This is a genomic window from Dyella sp. (assembly GCF_036746095.1).
Classification (GTDB): domain Bacteria; phylum Pseudomonadota; class Gammaproteobacteria; order Xanthomonadales; family Rhodanobacteraceae; genus Dyella_B.
Genome location: NZ_DAIOEU010000082.1, coordinates 1 through 17,835, shown reverse-complemented (window position 1 = coordinate 17,835; position 17,835 = coordinate 1). Strand labels below are relative to the sequence as shown.

At 61.5% G+C, this 17,835-nt stretch carries 15 protein-coding genes and 1 riboswitch; of the genes, 3 read left to right on the top strand and 12 right to left on the bottom strand.

From position 1 onward, the window contains the following. Window positions 1–63: 63 nt before the first annotated feature. Entirely contained in the window at window positions 64–726 is a 663-nt protein-coding gene (gene maiA / locus V7M64_RS20670) for a maleylacetoacetate isomerase (RefSeq protein WP_333681862.1), read from the bottom strand. A 128-nt stretch (window positions 727–854) separates the two neighbouring features. On the opposite strand from maiA, the gene V7M64_RS20665 reads away from it, so the two are divergent. Then, window positions 855–2,030, top strand: a complete 1,176-nt coding sequence (locus V7M64_RS20665; RefSeq protein ID WP_333681860.1) for a phosphoglycerate kinase — start codon at window positions 855–857, stop codon at window positions 2,028–2,030. A 116-nt stretch (window positions 2,031–2,146) separates the two neighbouring features. Here V7M64_RS20665 and V7M64_RS20660 read toward each other — a convergent pair whose 3' ends face one another. From V7M64_RS20660 to metF, 8 genes are all read right to left on the bottom strand, one after another. After that, window positions 2,147–2,740, bottom strand: coding sequence for an alpha-ketoglutarate-dependent dioxygenase AlkB (locus tag V7M64_RS20660; protein WP_333681858.1), 594 nt, complete (start codon window positions 2,738–2,740; stop codon window positions 2,147–2,149). 7 nt (window positions 2,741–2,747) lie between these two features. Further along, on the bottom strand, window positions 2,748–5,825 hold the full coding sequence (locus tag V7M64_RS20655; RefSeq protein WP_333681857.1) for an error-prone DNA polymerase: 3,078 nt from the start codon (window positions 5,823–5,825) through the stop codon (window positions 2,748–2,750). Further along, complete coding sequence (locus V7M64_RS20650) at window positions 5,822–7,222, bottom strand: DNA polymerase Y family protein (protein ID WP_333681856.1); 1,401 nt, start codon at window positions 7,220–7,222, stop codon at window positions 5,822–5,824. The genes V7M64_RS20655 and V7M64_RS20650 overlap by 4 nt, the downstream gene beginning before the upstream one ends. Before the next feature lie 6 nt (window positions 7,223–7,228). Then, a complete protein-coding gene (imuA, locus tag V7M64_RS20645; RefSeq protein WP_333681854.1) occupies window positions 7,229–7,936 on the bottom strand; it encodes a translesion DNA synthesis-associated protein ImuA in 708 nt (235 codons plus the stop codon). Then, the gene (gene lexA / locus V7M64_RS20640) at window positions 7,936–8,556 is read right to left on the bottom strand and encodes a transcriptional repressor LexA (RefSeq protein WP_333681852.1); all 621 of its coding nucleotides are present in this window, start codon (window positions 8,554–8,556) and stop codon (window positions 7,936–7,938) included. The genes imuA and lexA overlap by 1 nt, the downstream gene beginning before the upstream one ends. An 86-nt stretch (window positions 8,557–8,642) precedes the next feature. Then, window positions 8,643–9,560 (bottom strand): branched-chain amino acid transaminase, encoded by a 918-nt coding sequence (locus tag V7M64_RS20635; protein WP_333681849.1) that lies wholly within the window; start codon window positions 9,558–9,560, stop codon window positions 8,643–8,645. A 63-nt stretch (window positions 9,561–9,623) separates the two neighbouring features. Then, entirely contained in the window at window positions 9,624–10,067 is a 444-nt protein-coding gene (locus V7M64_RS20630) for a DUF4124 domain-containing protein (protein ID WP_333681847.1), read from the bottom strand. A 199-nt stretch (window positions 10,068–10,266) separates the two neighbouring features. Next, window positions 10,267–11,091 carry a methylenetetrahydrofolate reductase [NAD(P)H] gene (metF, locus tag V7M64_RS20625; RefSeq protein WP_333681845.1) on the bottom strand — a complete coding sequence of 275 codons (825 nt, stop codon included), beginning with the start codon at window positions 11,089–11,091 and terminating at the stop codon, window positions 10,267–10,269. Between the two features lie 216 nt (window positions 11,092–11,307). Here metF and V7M64_RS20620 point away from each other — a divergent pair, with 216 nt between their 5' ends. Further along, entirely contained in the window at window positions 11,308–12,969 is a 1,662-nt protein-coding gene (locus V7M64_RS20620; RefSeq protein ID WP_333681844.1) for an APC family permease, read from the top strand. A gap of 13 nt (window positions 12,970–12,982) precedes the next feature. On the opposite strand, the gene V7M64_RS20615 is transcribed toward V7M64_RS20620, so the two are convergent. The 3 genes from V7M64_RS20615 to V7M64_RS20605 are packed head-to-tail and all read right to left on the bottom strand — an operon-like array spanning window position 12,983 to window position 16,310. Continuing rightward, window positions 12,983–14,068: a homoserine dehydrogenase gene (locus V7M64_RS20615; RefSeq protein WP_333681842.1), complete on the bottom strand. Its 1,086-nt coding sequence runs from the start codon at window positions 14,066–14,068 to the stop codon at window positions 12,983–12,985. Beyond that, window positions 14,065–15,273 (bottom strand): cystathionine gamma-synthase, encoded by a 1,209-nt coding sequence (metB, locus tag V7M64_RS20610; RefSeq protein ID WP_333681840.1) that lies wholly within the window; start codon window positions 15,271–15,273, stop codon window positions 14,065–14,067. Before metB ends, V7M64_RS20615 begins: the two co-directional genes overlap by 4 nt. 2 nt (window positions 15,274–15,275) lie before the next feature. Then, window positions 15,276–16,310 (bottom strand): homoserine O-succinyltransferase, encoded by a 1,035-nt coding sequence (locus V7M64_RS20605; protein ID WP_333681839.1) that lies wholly within the window; start codon window positions 16,308–16,310, stop codon window positions 15,276–15,278. Window positions 16,311–16,394: 84 nt separating this feature from the next. After that, a riboswitch (SAM riboswitch) is annotated at window positions 16,395–16,510 on the bottom strand. A gap of 203 nt (window positions 16,511–16,713) precedes the next feature. Between V7M64_RS20605 and V7M64_RS20600 the strand changes: the two genes are divergently transcribed. Then, window positions 16,714–17,730, top strand: a complete 1,017-nt coding sequence (locus V7M64_RS20600) for a cysteine synthase A (protein WP_333681838.1) — start codon at window positions 16,714–16,716, stop codon at window positions 17,728–17,730. Window positions 17,731–17,835: the final 105 nt, after the last annotated feature.

Here is a 17,835-nt window from a genome sequence, read left to right as displayed (position 1 = left end):
TCGCATGATCGAATTTCCCCGGACAGCAGTGCGCTTTCGCGGGAATGACGGCCATTGAAATTATTAGGGTGCCGGTGCATCCGGCTGCTGCTCAGGCATCGCCGCCTTGAATGCATCCAACGCCATGCACGCTGCATCGATACGCAAGATTGTTGGGTAATCATCCAGCGGCGTTTTCCAGCGACGCGCGTTGTAGACCTGCGGCACCAGGCAAAGATCGGCAAGCCCCGGCGTGTCGCCGTGGCAATAACGACCGGTTTCCTTGTGGTTCGCCAGCATGGTTTCCAAGGCCTGGAAACCGGCAACGATCCAGTGCCGCATCCAGATGCCTTTCTGTTCGTCATCGGCGCCGAACTGCGAACCGATCTGTTGCAGCACGCGCAAGTTACCGATGGGATGGATATCGCAGCCAATGATTTGCGCCAAGGCACGTATGCGCGCCCTGCCCGCGGCATCAGCCGGCAACAATGGCGGATGCGGATGGATTTCATCCAGGTATTCGGCGATGGCCATGGATTGCGTCATCACCTTGTCATCATCGACCAGGGCGGGCACCAGCTGCTGCGGGTTGAGTGCCACATACGCTGGAGAGTGCTGTTCGCCGCCGTCGCGAACCAGGTGCACGGCCCTTGTCTCGTAATGCAAGCCCTTTAGATTCAGTGCGATGCGTACGCGGAAGGCCGCGCTGGAACGCCAGTAACTGTAAAGAACAAGCTTGGCGGACATGGCCTTTCCATGGAATTGAAACCTTGAGTGTAAACCTGCGCCGTTTGCATCGCCGTGAGGCGGGCAGGAAAATACTCGGTTCCGGCCTCAGGGCCTGACCTTCTTCCATAGCTGCCAGGAGTTTTTCCGTGACCATCACCCGCATGAGCGACCTCGACCTGCGCGGCAAGCGCGTGCTGATTCGCGAAGACTTGAACGTGCCGATCGAGAATGGCCGCATCACGTCCACGCAGCGCCTGGACGCTTCGCTGCCCACCATCAAGGCCGCCCGCGATGCCGGCGCCAAAGTGATGGTGATGTCGCACCTGGGTCGCCCGAAGGAAGGCCAGTTCGACGAGGAATCCTCGCTCAAGCCGGTGGCGGCATGGCTGGGCGAACAGCTTGGCAAGCCGGTGCGCCTGGTCGCCGATTACCTCGACGGCGTGGACGTGGCCGACGGTGAAGTGGTGGTGCTGGAAAACTGCCGCATGAATGTCGGCGAGGGCAAGGACGACGAAGCACTGGCGAAGAAGTACGCCGCGCTGTGCGACGTATTCGTGATGGATGCATTCGGCACCGCGCATCGCGCGCAGGCGTCCACGCATGGCGTGATCAAGTTCGCGCCGGTTGCCGCCGCCGGCCCCCTGCTCTGCAATGAACTCGATGCGCTCGGCAAGGCGCTGGAACATCCCGCGCATCCGCTGCTCGCCATCGTCGCCGGCTCGAAGGTTTCCACCAAGCTCACGCTGCTGGAAAACCTGATCGGCAAAGTCGATCAGCTGATCGTGGGCGGTGGCATCGCCAACACCTTTATTGCGGCCATGGGTTATTCGGTCGGCAACTCGCTGTACGAACCTGATTTGATTCCCGCCGCCAAGAAAGTACTCGCCGATGCCAAGCGCCGCGGTGCCGAAGTGCCGATGCCGGTGGACGTAGTCGTGGCGCCGGAATTCTCCGCACATGCGCCGGCTACGGTAAAAGGCGTCGACCAGGTGAAGGATGACGAGATGATCCTGGACATCGGTCCGGAAACCGCCAAGCAGTATGCCGAACTGATCGCCAAGGCCGGCACGGTGGTATGGAACGGTCCCGTGGGTGTGTTCGAGTTCGACGCCTTCGGCAAAGGCACCGAAGTTCTGGCGCATGCGGTGGCCGATTCGAAGGCGTTCTCCATTGCCGGCGGCGGCGACACGCTGGCGGCGGTCGACAAATACGGCATCGAGGACAGGGTTTCCTACATCTCCACCGGCGGCGGTGCGTTCCTGGAATTCCTGGAAGGCAAGGAACTGCCGGCGGTGGCAGCGCTCAAGGCGCGCGCCAGGTAAATTCCCAAAAATAGCCGTTTCCACATTGCCGTCATTCCGCGAAAGCGGGAATCCATCCTGCCCTGGTGCATCCTTGAAAATGGATTCCCGCTTTCGCGGGAATGGCGGCAGTGCGATCACCAGCTTTTGTCGGCTTTCTTAGGCCGCACCCGAAACGCCACGCTGATTCTCGGCCCCACCGGCCATCTCAGTTTGGGAATGCCGTGGTCATAATTCAGCTGCGCATTCCAGCCCATCAGCAACAGGCTGCCTGCCTCCAGTTCCAGTACGGTTTTCAGCCGTGGCGGTTTTTTGCGCTGGATCACCATGGTGCGCGTCGCACCCAGTGACAACAGCACGATCGGTTGATGCGGCACCAGTTCATGCAGCTTGTCGTTATGCGGCGCCACGCTGTCATGTTCGTCGCGATAGAAATTAAGGCCGATGCTGTTGAAGGGTGCGTTGACATGCTGTCTCACTATCGCGAGCGCGGCGCGCAATACCTGCGGCAGCCTGGGGTCGGCCATCGCGTAATGACAATGCAGCCGCGGCACGCCAACCAACCGTTCATACATCATCCGCGTGCTTGCGTGCCAATCGCCGTGCTCGCGCAAGGTGGCAAACCAGTCCGCTGCCAAGTCAGGTGAAATCACCTCCGGCAGATAGGTGATCGGGCCGGTGACATCGTCGGCAATCCGTTGCACGCCTGGTTCAAAAAGTAGCGTTTGCATACATGCCTCAATGAAAATCGCGCGAGCGTGCATCGAGATCCGCCAACAGATGACTGAGATCGCGCAGCTTTCGCGCAATCAAGTGACTTACACCGTCAACGGATTCCCAGCGGCCTTCGATCGCCAGCAAGCGCGCCTCCAGATAAGGGCGGCGCTGGGTTTGCGCGATGTGGCTCCACACCACCACGTTGACGTGGCCGAATTCGTCTTCGAGGGTAATGAAGGTGACGCCGCTGGCTGTTTGCGGTTGCTGGCGCTGGGTAACCAATCCGACGGCACGCACCTGCGTGGCATGCGGCAGCTTTTGCATGCTGCGCGAATCCAGATAGCGTTCCCGACGCAGGTAGCTGCGCAGCAGCTTCAACGGATGCGGCCCCAGGCTCAGGCCACTGTGCGCGTAATCAGCCGTCATGTCTTCGACGGCCGTAGGCAGCGGCAATACGATGTCCTGCTCGCTTGGGCTGGCACGACCGAACAGAGGCAGCTGCGCTTCCACGCCGGAAGTGAGCCATAGTGCGCGATGGCGATGGCCGGCCAGGCCACGCAAAGCGCCCGCATCAGCGAGCAGATCCTGGTGGCGAGAGTCCAGCTCGGCGCGTGTACAAAGGTCGACGACATCATAGAAAGGCCCTGCCTTGCGGGCCAACGAAATACGGTCCGCGACTTTTTCGCTGCAACCGCGCAATTGGCGTAGCCCAAGCCGCAAGGCAAACCCCTTCTTGCTGCTTGCATCAGATTCGAGCGTGCAATCCCAATCGCTATGGCGGACATCCATCGGACGTACACGAATACCGTTGCGCTGCGCATCCTGCACGATCTGGCTCGGGCCGTAGAAACCCATCGGCTGCGAGTTGAGCAATGCGCAGGCAAACATGCCCGGTTCGTGGCATTTCAGCCAGCTGCTGGCATAGGCGATATTGGCGAAGCTGGCGGCGTGGCTTTCAGGGAAGCCATAGCTGCCGAAACCTTTTACCTGATTGAAGATCTGTGCGGCGAATTCCCGGCTATAACCATTTTTCAGCATGCCGCTGATGAGTTTGTCGTGGTGTTTCTCCATGCCGCCGTGACGTTTCCATGCTCCCATGGCTCGACGCAATTCATCGGCCTCACCTGCCGTATAGTCAGCAGCCACCATCGCCAACTTCATTACTTGTTCCTGGAACAGCGGCACGCCCATCGTGCGCTTGAGTACTGGCTTCAATTTCTCCGATGGATACTCGACAGGCTCCTCTTTGCGCCGACGCCGTAAATAGGGGTGCACCATGTCGCCTTGAATTGGCCCCGGCCGCACAATGGCTATCTGAATGACCAGGTCGTAGTAATCCGCAGGTTTAAGTCGCGGCAGCATCGCCATCTGCGCACGGCTTTCGATCTGGAATACGCCGATGGTATCGGCACGCTGGATCATCGCGTACGTCTCTTCGTCGTCGGGCTTGATCGTGGCGATGCTTAGCTCCTTATCGCGATATGTCTTCACAAAATCGAAACATTTGCGCAGGCAAGTCAGCATACCCAGCGCCAGGCAATCGACCTTGAGTAACCCCATAGTGTCCAGATCATCCTTGTCCCACTGGATAATGGTGCGATTGGGCATGGCTGCGTTTTCCACCGGCACCAGTTCATGCAGCGGCGCGTCATGGATCACGAAGCCGCCTACGTGTTGACTCAGATGGCGCGGCTTGCCGAGCAATTGCACAGTCAACGCCAGTAGTTTCTGCATGACTGGCGCATCCGGATCGAACCCTTGTTCGCGCAAACGATTGTGCAAAGAAGCATCGCCGAGGCGGAAGAAGCAGCGACCGAGCTTGTCGGTCTGGTCTTCGGGAAGCCCCAAAGCCTTGGCCACATCGCGCACGGCGCTTTTGCTGCGGTAGCTGATGACCGTGGCTGCAATGGCTGCGCGTTCGCGGCCATATTTGTTGTAGACGTACTGGATAACTTCTTCGCGCTTTTCGTGCTCGAAATCGACATCGATATCGGGCGGTTCGTTGCGCTCTACGGAAATGAAACGTTCCGCCAGCAGTGTGACCTTTTCCGGATCTGCATCCGTTACGCCCAGCGTAAAGCACACGATGGAATTGGCGGCCGAACCGCGCCCCTGGCAAAGAATGCTTTGGCTGCGCGCATACCGAACGATGTCGTGCACGGTAAGAAAGAACGCTTCATATTGCTTCTTCTCGATAAGCTCCAGCTCGCGCTCGATAGTGGCCTGATGCTCGGGTGGCACGCCTTGCGGCCAACGCCATGCCGAACCTTCGGCGACGAGATGGCGCAGCCATTGCATGGCTGAGCAACCTTCAGGAACCAGTTCCTTGGGGTACTGGTACTGCAAATCCTCCTTCAAATTGAACGTGCAGCGCTTGGCAATACGCACGCTTTCATCCAGCAGCTCTTTGGGATAAATCTTTTCCAGCGTCGAGCGGCGGCGCAGATGCCGCTCGCCATTGCGGAACAACACGGCACCAGCTTCGGCAATGGTCTTGTGATGCCGAATCGCCGTCATCGTGTGTTGCAGTGGCAGGCATCGACGGCTATGCATATGCACGTCGCCGCTTGCCACACGCGGCAATTGCAGGGCTTCGCCCAGTGACTCGAGCTCGGCCATACGTGCGGCATCATCGCCGTCGCGATGCAGCTCCACTGCCAGCCAAGCACGATCTCCGAAAACCTGCTTTACCCATGCACCGTGCTCGTGGCTTGGCTTGTGCTCGGGAATCCATAGCACCAACGTGCCTGGTACACCGTCGGCCAGATCTGCCTTGACCAGCCGATACTCGCCTTTTTCAGTTGCCCTGCGTCCTTGCGTGATCAGGCGGCACAGCGAGACATAGCCTTGCTTGTTTTCCGCCAGCAGCACCAGCTTGGGGCCGTCGGCAAGCTGGATTTCCGTGCCGGCGATCAGCGGCACTTTCGTATCGCGCGAAGCCTCCCAGGCGCGCACGATACCAGCGAGCGAGCACTCGTCGGTGATCGCCAATGCGGTGTAGCCGCACTCGTTGGCGCGCTCGAAAAGTTCACGCGCACTGGATGCTCCACGCTGGAACGAGAAATCCGACAGGCAATGCAGTTCGGCGTAGTCGCTCATGCGAACCACCCGTGCAACATCCAGCCGGTTGGCTCGTCTTTCGCGCGATACGCCCAGGCGCGTTGCCCTTGGTCCGTTTCAACGATGTAGTAATCGCGGCGCACCGCATCGCCGTCCCACCAGCCGGTTTCCATGCGCTCCGGGCCCGCGAGGATGCGTAGCGCGCCGCGCCATGGCATCGGCTTATCGAGCAACCAGGTGGGACGTGCGCGCGGCTCGATGAAGTCTTCATTTTGCATGGCCACGCGTTGCGAGTACTCGGGGCGTGGATCGCTGGTGGTGCTCAAGCGATAGACCGCGCGGTCGCCAAGCCGCGCGCGCAGGCGTTCGCGCAATTGCTCGAAAGGCAACGCGTTGGCAGGACGTTCGTCGAACAGGTCGCGACCGGCGGGAACGAAGCCAGGCAGGTCGTCGGCGAGCAAACGCAGCGACAAAACCGGCGCAGGCAGTTGCACTTGCTCCAGGCGGCCGCGTGCGGCTTCGAAGAGCACATTGGCATCGCGCTCGGGCGAAAGCATGCCGACCGGCACGTCGGTCACAGCGCGATCACGATGCTCCAATCGCAATGCAAAGCGCTGCACGCCACCATCGCGCCCGGAAAGATACGCCGCCAGATCGCCCGTCATGCGTTTCAGCGGAAACGCCAGTGCCGCGATGTTTTCCACTTCATGCGAAAGCTCGATGCGCCAGTCCACCGTATCGGGCGGCACGTAGAGATCGAGTCCAGGTGGGACGTTGCCCAACAGGCGGTCGATGGTCTGCAGCAGTTCGGCACCGAAACGTCGCTGCAGTCCGTCACGTGGCATGTGCAGCAACTGTCCCAGCTTGCGGATGCCCATGCGCGGCAACGCATCCACGGCGTGTTCGGGCAAGTGGCTTTTCTGTAACGGCACTGCATCGAGTGCACGCTGCATGGTTTCTCGCGTTAGCACGGCCAGTCCGTCGTTCGCGCCGGCAAGCACCCGTGCCGCGTGCGGCGTTGGGGCCGCGGCGATGCGATGGCGAAAGCCAAGCGCCGTGAGATCACAGCGCAGGTTGCGTTCGATTTTCGGCCAATCGCCCAGCAGGTTCTGGCTGCGACTGATTTCCAGCACGATGGCCTGCGGCAGCAATGCCACTTGCGAGCTGTAGCGATACGCCACGCCGCCCAGGAAGCGTTGCCAGCGATCCGCTTCCGCGGCGTCGTAAGGCATGGTTTCGAATTGCGCCAGCAGCGCCTGGGCGGCGGTCAGGCGTTGACCGACGTACAAGCCTGCAGCTTGCGCGGATGCATTGGCGGCAACGACACAACGCGCGTTCGTCGGGCCATCCACCAGCACCAGCGGGCTGTCATCAGTGCGGCGACGGAGAACACCGTCGAGCGCCAAGTGCGGCAATGTGATGCAGACCCACAGCATGACGGATCACTCCCCTCTCCTTTTCGAAGAGAGATATGCGTCGTGCGATGCTGCACCTTCGCGGGAATGACGGTTTTCTGGACTACTGTCATCGTAGCGTATGCTTTGCCATGCAATGGCATGGATCGGCACATTGCCACCCCGGCATTTGCGCACCCAGATCGAGGCCTGCGGCGTGGCAACGAGTTCCAACCGCAAGGCCGCGGGCGATGCATTCGCCAGGTAACGCCGATCGCGAAACACAAAGGCCAGCGCACGGCCGGTATCCGCCGCCACTTGCAGACGGCGCAAGCTGCGATCATCCGCTTGCTGCGGCCACGCCAGCACGGCGGCGCAACTGCCGGAACGCAGCGCTTGCTCAGCAGCCCACAGCACATGTTTCTCGTCTGCATCGACGATTTCCAGATGCTGCAGATTTACGCCTTGCTGCCGCCAGCCCATCGCGCAAGGCACATACGGTGGAGCAATCAGCATGACCGGGCGCTGGCCTTGCGTGAGGCGCGCGAGTGTCGGCAATACCAGGCGCAACTCGCCAACGCCGTCGGCGGGTAGCAGGATTTCCGTGAGCGAGGCTTCGGGCCAGCCGCGTGCCGGCAGCGCTGCATCGAGCTTCGGCCAGCCAGTGGGTTGCCCGCCTTCGACCGGTGCCTCCGCACGGCCGCGCCACACCTGCCGGGCTTCCAGCAGATTCGACAAAGCGACGACCGTACCCATCAGCCGCCTCTCACCAGACCTGCAAACAGTCCTTCGATGGCAAAGTCTTCAGTGGGATCGGGGTCGATCGGCTGATAGCCGGGGCTGTTCGGCAGCAGGCGAATCACATCGCCTTGCCAATACAGCCGCTTGATGGTGAAGCGGTCGCCCGCCACGCGAGCGGCCACCACTTGGCCATGCCGCGCGACCGGGGTGGCGTGCACGGCGACCAGGTCGCCATCCAGGATGCCTTCGTCGCGCATGGAATCGCCGATCACCCGCACCAGGTAATCCGGCTGCAGGCGGAATAGCCAACGCGAGACGCGCAGGCTGCGCTCCACCCGCGATTCGGAAAAGATCGGCTCGCCGGCGGCGATGCGGCCAACCAGAGGGAGCTCGAGGGTATCGGCGGCGAGGGGATCGGTTTCCTGCACCAGCCGGATGCCGCGCGACCGGTTGGGCTCGATCACCAGCCGGCCCTTGGCTTCCAGCGAGCGCACGTGCTTGAGCACGGCGCTCACGTTGGGAATGCCCATGGCCAGGCCGATTTCCTCCAGCGTGGGCACTTCCCCGCCCTGCTCCAGCCGTTCGCGGATGAAGGCGAGGATGTTGGACTGGCGGCTGGTGAGCTGGAGGGTCATGGCGTACATCTTTTCACCTTTTTTGGTGAAAATGAAGTGGCCCGCCGTTCAAACCTTCTCCGCCTTGACGGGGAGGTGTAGAAAGGTCAAACCGGCTCCAGCCAGCCCCACTTGTCCTGCGTCTTGCCGTTGAACAACCCGAAGTACAGCTCCTGCAGGCGACGAGTGAGACGCCCGGCCTTGCCGCTACCGACCTGCTTGCCGTCGATCTCGCGGATGGGGGTGATTTCGGCGGCAGTGCCGCACATCAGCACTTCGTCGGCCAGGTACAGGTATTCGCGCGGGATGTCGCGCTCCACCACTTCAATGCCATCTTCGCGCGCGAGCACCTTGATGGTGTCGCGGGTGATGCCGGCAAGGATGGAGGCGCTGGCCGGCGTGGTATGCAGCACGCCGTCGAAGACCAGGAACAGGTTTTCGCCGGCGCCTTCGCTGAGCAGGCCGCCAGCGGCCAAGGCGATGCCTTCGCCGAAACCGAGGCGGCGCGCTTCACGTGCGATCAACTGGCCGGAAAGATAATTGCCGCCGGCCTTGGCACCGGCCGGGATGGTGTTCGGCGCGAAGCGCTGCCAGCTCGATACGCAAGCAGTGATGCCCACTTCCAGCGCTTCCGGCCCAAGATACGGACCCATCGGCCAGCTGGCCACGGCAACGTCGATCGGCGTTTCGGCGGAAAGCCCGAAACCACCCAGGCCGCGATAAGCGACCGGGCGCAGATAGGCGGCGGAATAGCCGTTCTTGCGGATCACGTCGCGGCACGCTGCCGCCAGTTCTTCCTGCGCGTACGGCAGCACCATGTCGTAGATCTTGGCCGACAGGTACAGGCGCTTTAGATGATCGGTGAGGCGGAAGATCGCCGCGCCTTCCGGCGTGACATAGCTGCGTATCCCTTCGAACACCGAGGAGCCGTAATGCAAGGCGTGCGACATCACGTGGGCGGTGGCATCTTTCCACGGCTTGATCTCGCCGTTCTGCCAAATCCATTCGGGATACTGTTGAGCCATGGGGGATCTCCGGTGGGGGTCGCTCATCATAGCGTGCCGAATCTTTCGAGACCTTTCGTCCGTTTAATCACTTTGCGCCCGCAACCACACACAGCCCGAGCGATGCACGACGTCGAAACGGGTTTGCATCGTTGCGCCGCTGCCGTCGTCGGATTCGGTCTGCACGATCAGCGCTTCACCATGCGCCGACGTCGGGTTGGGTGACGCTGACAAGGCAAGCGCTGAAGCATCAGCTTCATCTTCATCGTTGGAAGTTGATGCGGCGTCGGAAGTGCTTTTCACTTCAATCAAGGGGTGCGCCATCAGGCGCTTGAAGTAGCGGATATCGGCGACGACTTCATCTTTTCCATCGCCATTCCATAGCGTCAAGCCAGCCAGCCGATTGGGATTGCGTTCGGCGAAAGCGTCAATGACCGCTTGCTTGAGTTGCTTTAGATCCGCGGCACACGTTATCGCAGGAGCCTGCAAAGGCGCTGCCGAAACGGATGCACTCGAAGCCGGTGACATGCTTGGCGCAGGCACTGGCATCACCGGTTTGGCATTTACGTCGGCGCACACGCGATCCGTAAAAACGGGGATGCCATCCGCACCCATGCAGCGATGAATGTCACCCTGCGCTTTGACCGCAGAGATGGGTAATAACAACAGTAAAAGGAGCAAGGGCAGATAACGCATCGGGCAAGCATAGCCCGATGCATGAGATGCATCAGTGGAGCTGGTCAAGCACCGCGCGCGTCGCTTTTGCCCGGTTCAGCGTATAGAAGTGCAGGCCCGGCGCACCGCCTTCCAGCAGGCGGCGGCACAGTTGCGCGACCACTTCCGCGCCCATGGCACGGATGGATTCGACGTCGTCGTAATACGCCTGCATGCGCTTGGCGATCCAGCGCGGAATCTCCGCGCCACAGGCATCGGAGAAACGCTTGAGCTGGGCATAGTTGGAAATCGGCATGATGCCCGGCACGATCGGTACCGATACGCCCAGGCTGCGCGCGTCGTCGACGAAACGGAAATACGCATCGGCGTTGAAGAAGTACTGCGTGATCGCCCCGTTCGCGCCAGCATCGACCTTCGACTTGAAATGCTGGAGATCGGCCTGGACGTCTTCGGCCTGCGGATGCATTTCCGGATATGCGGCGACTTCGATGTGGAAATGATCGCCGCAATGTTCGCGAATAAAGCGCACCAGCTCAGCGGCATAACGAAAATCGCCCGGCGAGGCCATGCCCGACGGCAGATCGCCGCGCAGCGCCACGAGACGGCGGTAGCCGGCGGCGCGATAAGTATCGAGCAGATCGGCGATTTCCTTGCGGGTACCGCCCATGCAGGACAGATGCGGCGCTACGTCCAGGCCATGCTGCTGGTGCAGGCGCGCCACGGTTTCGCTGGTATAGCTCAAGGTGGAACCGCCGGCGCCGAAGGTGACGGAGACGTAATCGGGCTTGAGCGCCTTCAGCTCCTTGGCGGTCTTGTCGAGCTGGGTGCGCTGTTCGTCAGTCTTGGGCGGAAAGAATTCGAAGCTGATGGCCGGCATGTTCTAAATCCTTGGCGTCGAGCCGACAGTATATATATCTCTCTTTCGAGATGAAAAGATATATCGCCATATCGAGCATGCGCCGACACACCCACGCGCAACTTCCGGTACGGGCAGCCCAGCCCGGCACGGGCTGACACTACGCATACCGGTCTGTCATCATCGCCGGATTGTGCCGCCTGAGGCGGCCATTCTTTGGCTTTCAGGGAGTGCTCGATGTCTTCTTCCAATGCGATCCGCCGCGATGTGGGGCCGTTTGCCCTCATGCTCACCGGCCTGGGTTCGATCATCGGCTCCGGCTGGCTGTTCGGCGCATGGAAGGCGGCCGGACTGGCCGGTCCAGGCGCCATCTGGGCATGGGTGCTGGGCGCGGCGATCATCATGACCATCGCGCTGACCTATGCGGAACTGGGCGCGATGTTCCCCGAGTCCGGCGGCATGGTGCGCTACGGCCATTATTCGCACGGTTCGCTGGTGGGGTTTATTGCGGCGTGGGCGAACTGGATCGCGATCGTATCGGTGATTCCGGTGGAGGCCGAAGCGTCGGTGCAGTACATGGCCTCATGGCCGTGGGCATGGGCGCAGGACCTGTATCACGTCAGCAATGGGGTCGGCGAACTGAGCCCTGATGGCCTCGCCATCGCGGCGGTGCTGGTGATCATCTACTTCCTGCTCAACTTCTGGAGCGTGAAGCTGTTTGCACACTCCAACACGGCGATTACCGTGTTCAAGCTGGTGGTGCCGGCGGCAACCGGTTTGGCGCTGATCGCCAGCGGCTTTCATCGCGAGAATTTCTCGGTGGGTATCCATGGCGGCAACCATGCGATCGACTTCGCCGCGGTGCTCACGGCAGTCGCGACGGCCGGCATCGTTTTCAGTTTCAACGGCTTTCAGAGCCCGGTGAATCTGGCCGGCGAGGCGCGTAATCCCGGGCGGAGCATTCCGTTTGCCGTGGTGGGCTCGATCCTGCTGGCGACCGTGATCTATGTGATTCTGCAAATTGCCTACCTCGGTGCCGTACCGCAGGACATGTTGGCGAAGGCGGGCTGGCACGGCATCGATTTCCGTTCGCCGTTTGCGGAGCTGGCCATCATCGTCAACCTGCACTGGCTGGCGATGCTGTTGTACGTGGATGCTTTCATCAGCCCCAGCGGTACCGGCATGACGTACACCGCGACCACCGCACGCATGATCTACGGCATGGAACGCAATGGCACGCTGCCGAAGATCCTCGGCCAGGTGCATCCGAAGTGGGGCGTGCCGCGCCCGGCCATGTGGCTCAACCTCGCTGTGTCGTTCTTGTTCCTGTTCTTCTTCCGCGGCTGGGGCACGCTGGCGGCGGTGATCTCGGTGGCGACGATCATTTCCTATCTCACCGGTCCGGTCAGCGTGATGACGCTGCGCCGCACTGCCAAAGAATTACACCGCCCACTGCGCGTGGCAGGGTTGCCGGTGCTTGCCGGCGTGGCCTTCGTCATGGCGACGGAACTGTTGTACTGGGCGAAGTGGCCGCTGACCGGTGAAATCATCTTGTTGATGGTGGTGGCATTGCCGGTGTATCTGTACTACCAGGCTAAATCCGGCTGGCACGATTTTGCTCGCCACCTGAAGGGTGCCTGGTGGCTGATTGTTTATCTGCCCACGATTGCCTGCGTGTCGTGGCTGGGCAGCACCACCTTTGGTGGTCGCGGCTATCTGCCTTACGGCATCGATCTTGTAGTCGTGGCCGTGATTGGGCTGGTGTTCTATTTGTGGGGCGTGAAGTCCGGTTGGCGCACACCCGCCGTAGAAGCCGCGCGGGATACGGCCCACGCGCATCCGGATTTGCCGCTGGTACCGCCAGACGAAGAAGCTGCCGAACGTATCGCACGCAGCTGACGCGTTTTACGCATCATCCCAACGCCAGAATATCGCCCAGTAACGCCTGCGCGGTGACTTCGGGGCCAGCACCCGGCCCTTGGATCACCAGCGGTTGCGTGTGATAGCGCGTGGTGGTCAATGCAAATTGATTATCCGTGCCGTACAAGCGTGCAGCGGGATGCGTCAGTGGCACTTCGGTAATGCCCACGCGTGCGCGCCCGCGTTGATTGAGGCGCGCAAGGAAACGCAGTACATGTCCACGCTCATGTGCCGCTTCATGCAGGGCAGCCAGCGGTTCGTCCAGTTCTTCCAGACGTGCAAGGAATGTCTCGGTGGAGATATCGCGCAGGCTTTCCGGCACCAGGCTTTCCACGACGACTTCGTCATGGCCCAGGGCGAAACCGGCATTGCGCGCGAGGATCAGCAGCTTGCGCGCCACGTCTTCGCCGGAAAGATCGGCGCGCGGATCCGGCTCCGTATAGCCTTGCTTGCGCGCTTCGCCCAACAACTCGGAAAACGGTCGGCTACCGTCATACGTGTTGAACAGATAGGAAAGCGAACCGGAAAACACGCCTTCCAAAGTAAGGAGGCTATCACCGCAGTCACACAGGCGCCGTAGCGTGGAAAGCACCGGCAAGCCTGCGCCCACCGTGGCGGAATCGCCGTAACGTCCACCCGCCGCACGCGCAGCTTGTAGCGCACGCCAGCCGGAGAGATGGCCGCCCGCCAGGGATTTGTTGGCGGTGACGACGTGGTAGCCACGAGCCAACCAATCCGCGTGACGCGATGCCAGCTCGGAGGACGCGGTGGCATCGACGATGACTTTCAGCGTTGCATGATGCGCATCCAGCGCCGACAGCAAGGCTGCATCGTCACGCGGCGCGCCTTCGCGCTTCAGCCGCTCGCGCAGGTCGCGCGCAGCAAGTTGCGCGGCTTCGACTTGTTGCTTGCGTGAGTTGGCGGCGCCGACCAGATGCAATCGCTTCGATACGGGCGTGCATAGCAGCTTGAGAAACGCACCACCCACGACGCCAGTACCAAGCAATACCAGTGCGGCCTCCTGCGGTGCGACGGGTGCTGTCTTGGAAACAGAAGCTTCCGCCAGCACCGCGCTCATGCAAGCACCCGTCGTTTCGAGGCGTTCTCGCCCACCGTTTGCGCGCGCTGCAAACCAGCCGCTAGGTCGCGCAACAAGTCGTCGCCATCTTCGATGCCGATCGACAAGCGCAGCAATGTGTCGGCAATACCAGCCGCGCGCCGCGCCTCCGGTGCCATCGCGGCATGGGTCATGGAAGCAGGATGTGCGACCAGGCTTTCCACACCGCCAAGCGATTCGGCCAGCGAGAAGTATTCCAGACCATCCACGAAGGCTTCGATCTGCGGCACGTCGCCGTGCAGTTCAAAACTCAGCATGCCGCCGAAACCTTGCTGTTGGCGTGCCGCCAATGCATGTCCTGCATGCTGGTCCAGGCCGGGGTAATACACCTTCCGCACGGCGTCGTGCTGATCGAGATACGTGGCGATGCGTTCTGCGTTTTCCTGATGTTGGCGCAGGCGTACGCCAAGTGTGCGCAGGCCACGCAAGGTGAGGAAGCTGTCAAACGGCGCGCCGGTGAGACCGTTGCAATTGCCCCACCACTTCAGCTGTTCGGCGACCGCAGCGTCACGCGCCACGACAGCACCGCCAACGACATCGCTATGACCGTTGATGTACTTGGTGGTGGAGTGCACGACGACGTCTGCGCCGAGTGCGAGCGGCTGCTGCAACGCCGGCGAGAGGAAGGTGTTGTCCACCACCACCAAGGCGCCGACGGCATGCGCCGCCTGTGCGACGTGGCGAATGTCGGTAATGCGCAACAGCGGATTCGACGGCGTTTCCACCCACACCAGCGCTGGCTTCAATGCCAAGCCTTCGGCCAGCGCGTAGTTGTCGGTGAGGTCGATGAAGCGAACGCTGAAGCGCCCTTTCTTCGCCCAGGCGTCAAGCAAGCGCCACGTACCGCCGTAGCAATCATGTGCCGCAAGCACGGTGGCGCCGGCCGGAACCAGCTCCAACGCAAGCGCCACGGCCGCCATGCCACTGGCCGTGATCACCGCGCCGGCACCTTGTTCAAGTTCGGCTAGCGCGTTGCCAAGCAGATCGCGCGTGGGATTGCCGCTGCGCGAGTAGTCATACGCGCGCTTGCCGCCCAGGCCGGTGAAACTGTAGTTGGTGGACAGATGCAGCGCTGGCACGACCGCGCCGTGCTGTGTGTCCGACTCAATGCCTGCGCGCACGGCACGGGTACTGGCGGCGGCGTCCTTTGCGATATCAGCGCACATGATCAAGCTCCACGACGACAGGAAATGGCTTGGCGCAGCAGCGGCGCCAGTTTGCTGGTTTCTTTCAGGAAGGCATCGTGGCCGTAGGGCGAGTCGACCACTTCCAGCGTGGCCGAACCACGCAGGCGACGCTGCAATTCGCACAGGTCAGCCAGCGGCACGAGGCGATCGGAAGGAAAGCCAATCAGTGTTGCCGGCACGTTGATGGATTCCGGCGCGACATCGTGCAGATCGATGGATTCGGATAGCGCAAGAAAGCGCTCCAGATCGAAGCGCTGGACGAAGCTGCGGCCGGCGTGTTCCAGATAATCTTCGACCGGAAAATGAAAGCGGCCTTCGCGATAATCCGGTGTGCCATCAAAGCGGCGCGCGAATTCCTCGCTGCCACGATAGGTGGTCATTGCCAATTGACGTGCGAGCGAAAGCGCTTCATTGATCTGGCCTGAGGCTTGGCCCAGGCGCAGGATCTGGCGTTGGATCGCACGCTGTGCCGTGGCCATCGGATGGGCACGATGAGCGCCGGCGAGCAGAACCAGCTTGTCGAGCTTGTCCGGATGACGCGCGGCAAAGGCAAGGGCGGCCATTGCGCCGTAGGACGATCCAACAAAAGCAGCGACGCAGCCAATACCAAGCGCATCCACCAGGCCCGCCAAGGCGTCGGCCTGGTCCTCGCTGGAGATGGCGCGCGGGTGGTTTTCGAAATCAGACGGGGTCAGCCAGTCGATGCTGAGTACGCGGCAATGTGCCAGATCGACAGCGTGGCCTGGCCCCACTAACTCGGACCACCATCCGGGCTGGTCTTCGGCGCCGGCCACGTAGCGGTCTGCAGAGATGCCACCCTGCACGATGATCGTCGGCGCATCGGGCGCGCCCGTCCACTGGTAACGCACATCCACATGGCTGGTGCCATGGCCGTACTTCGGCTGCAGGGACAGGCGGCGGGAGCTGCGCTGCTCGGTAAGCCCGTTGCGCGGATGCAAGGACACGACCACGGCAGTGGGACGATCTTCAAGGGAGGAGTTGGCGAGGTGCGGCATCTTCAGTTCTCCGTTTGCATCGCCCTGCGGAGAACCTGGGAGGAGTTGTCGCCGGATGCTCCATGCATGACATGGACTGACGACACCCCATCTCTCGGTCGGCGCTTACGCACCCCGCAGGAGTTAGCACCGTTGCAGGTTTGATCCTGCAGGTTGCCCCGGCTTCAAAGGGCCTGTCCCTCAGCCGGTCTCGATGAGTGGAAACGACTATACATACGGCTTTTTTTACCGTCAATGGACGTTTAGACGTCTAAACGTAAAAACACCTCGAAAGTACTGCGGATTTCCAGCATATGGGAAAAGACCATATGTGCGACGTACCGCCCGAGGCCGGACGGTGGCGGACGGGCCTGCTCGCGCTATCCTCACGCCTGTTTCGTTGATGGCGGTCACACTGCATCCCATGAGCATCAAGCCCGATCTGTCCTCTGCCGTCGGCCACACCCCGCTGCTGCGCCTTCGCCACGCCTCGGCGTTGACCGGTTGCGAGGTGCTGGGCAAGGCTGAGTTTCTTAATCCGGGCGGGTCGATCAAGGACCGCACGGCGCTGGGGTTGATCCTGGATGCCGAACGCCGGGGCTTGCTGCGGCCGGGCGGCACGATCGTGGAAGGAACCGCCGGGAATACCGGGATCGGGATGGCGCTGATCGGCGCGAGCCGCGGTTATCGGTCGGTGATCTTTATGCCGGAGACGCAGAGCCGGGAGAAGATCGACGCTTTACGCGTCGCAGGCGCAGAAGTACGACTTGTCCCAGCGGTGCCGTTCAAGGATCCCAGGCATTACGTCCATATCGCTCGCGCCTACGCTGAAAGCCTGAACGAGCGGGCGCCGGGCAGCACCTGGTTTGGCAACCAATTCGACAACACCGCCAATCGGGATTGGCACGAAGCGACCACTGCCGTTGAAATCTGGGAACAGACAGAGGGCAAGGTTGACGGCTTTGTGTGCTCGGCCGGTACGGGAGGCACCCTGGCCGGCGTGGGCACGGCATTGAAGGCCCGCAAGGCGGGGATAAAGATCGGGCTTTCCGATCCTACGGGTTCGGCGCTGGCCCACTATGTGCAACGTGGCGAACTGGTGGCGGAAGGGACGTCCATTAGCGAAGGCATTGGCTCGAGCCGCATCACGGCGAACTTTCAGGACGCGCCGATCGATCTGGCCTGGTCGATTCCGGATCAGGAATCCGTACCGTTGCTGCATCAGCTGTTGCGCGAGGAGGGTTGGTGCGTGGGTGGCTCCAGCGGCGTCAACCTGGCTGGGGCCATTCGATTGGCGCAGGCACTGGGACCGGGGCACACCGTCGTGACTATCTTGGCCGATGCGGGAACGCGCTATCAGGCCAAGCTGTTCAATCCGCCATTTCTGCGGGAGAAGAACATTCCGGTTCCCGACTGGCTTGCGCAGTCGTTTGGTAGCTAAGACAGCTATTCGCATCCCATGCGCCCTACCATGCTGCGGGGTCGAGAGAGCTAGGGCGTGTTAACACTATAGATGCTTGACCGTATACTTCGACGATGGAAATCA

Coding starts and splice junctions, on each gene's coding strand:
- maiA (WP_333681862.1), bottom strand. CDS start 726: ATGTCCGCCAAGCTTGTTCTTTACAGTTACTGGCGTTCCAGCGCGGCC.
- V7M64_RS20660 (WP_333681858.1), bottom strand. CDS start 2,740: ATGCAAACGCTACTTTTTGAACCAGGCGTGCAACGGATTGCCGACGAT.
- V7M64_RS20655 (WP_333681857.1), bottom strand. CDS start 5,825: ATGAGCGACTACGCCGAACTGCATTGCCTGTCGGATTTCTCGTTCCAG.
- V7M64_RS20650 (WP_333681856.1), bottom strand. CDS start 7,222: ATGCTGTGGGTCTGCATCACATTGCCGCACTTGGCGCTCGACGGTGTT.
- imuA (WP_333681854.1), bottom strand. CDS start 7,936: ATGGGTACGGTCGTCGCTTTGTCGAATCTGCTGGAAGCCCGGCAGGTG.
- lexA (WP_333681852.1), bottom strand. CDS start 8,556: ATGACCCTCCAGCTCACCAGCCGCCAGTCCAACATCCTCGCCTTCATC.
- V7M64_RS20635 (WP_333681849.1), bottom strand. CDS start 9,560: ATGGCTCAACAGTATCCCGAATGGATTTGGCAGAACGGCGAGATCAAG.
- V7M64_RS20630 (WP_333681847.1), bottom strand. CDS start 10,067: ATGTCACCGGCTTCGAGTGCATCCGTTTCGGCAGCGCCTTTGCAGGCT.
- metF (WP_333681845.1), bottom strand. CDS start 11,091: ATGCCGGCCATCAGCTTCGAATTCTTTCCGCCCAAGACTGACGAACAG.
- V7M64_RS20620 (WP_333681844.1), top strand. CDS start 11,308: ATGTCTTCTTCCAATGCGATCCGCCGCGATGTGGGGCCGTTTGCCCTC.
- V7M64_RS20615 (WP_333681842.1), bottom strand. CDS start 14,068: ATGAGCGCGGTGCTGGCGGAAGCTTCTGTTTCCAAGACAGCACCCGTC.
- metB (WP_333681840.1), bottom strand. CDS start 15,273: ATGTGCGCTGATATCGCAAAGGACGCCGCCGCCAGTACCCGTGCCGTG.
- V7M64_RS20605 (WP_333681839.1), bottom strand. CDS start 16,310: ATGCCGCACCTCGCCAACTCCTCCCTTGAAGATCGTCCCACTGCCGTG.
- V7M64_RS20600 (WP_333681838.1), top strand. CDS start 16,714: ATGAGCATCAAGCCCGATCTGTCCTCTGCCGTCGGCCACACCCCGCTG.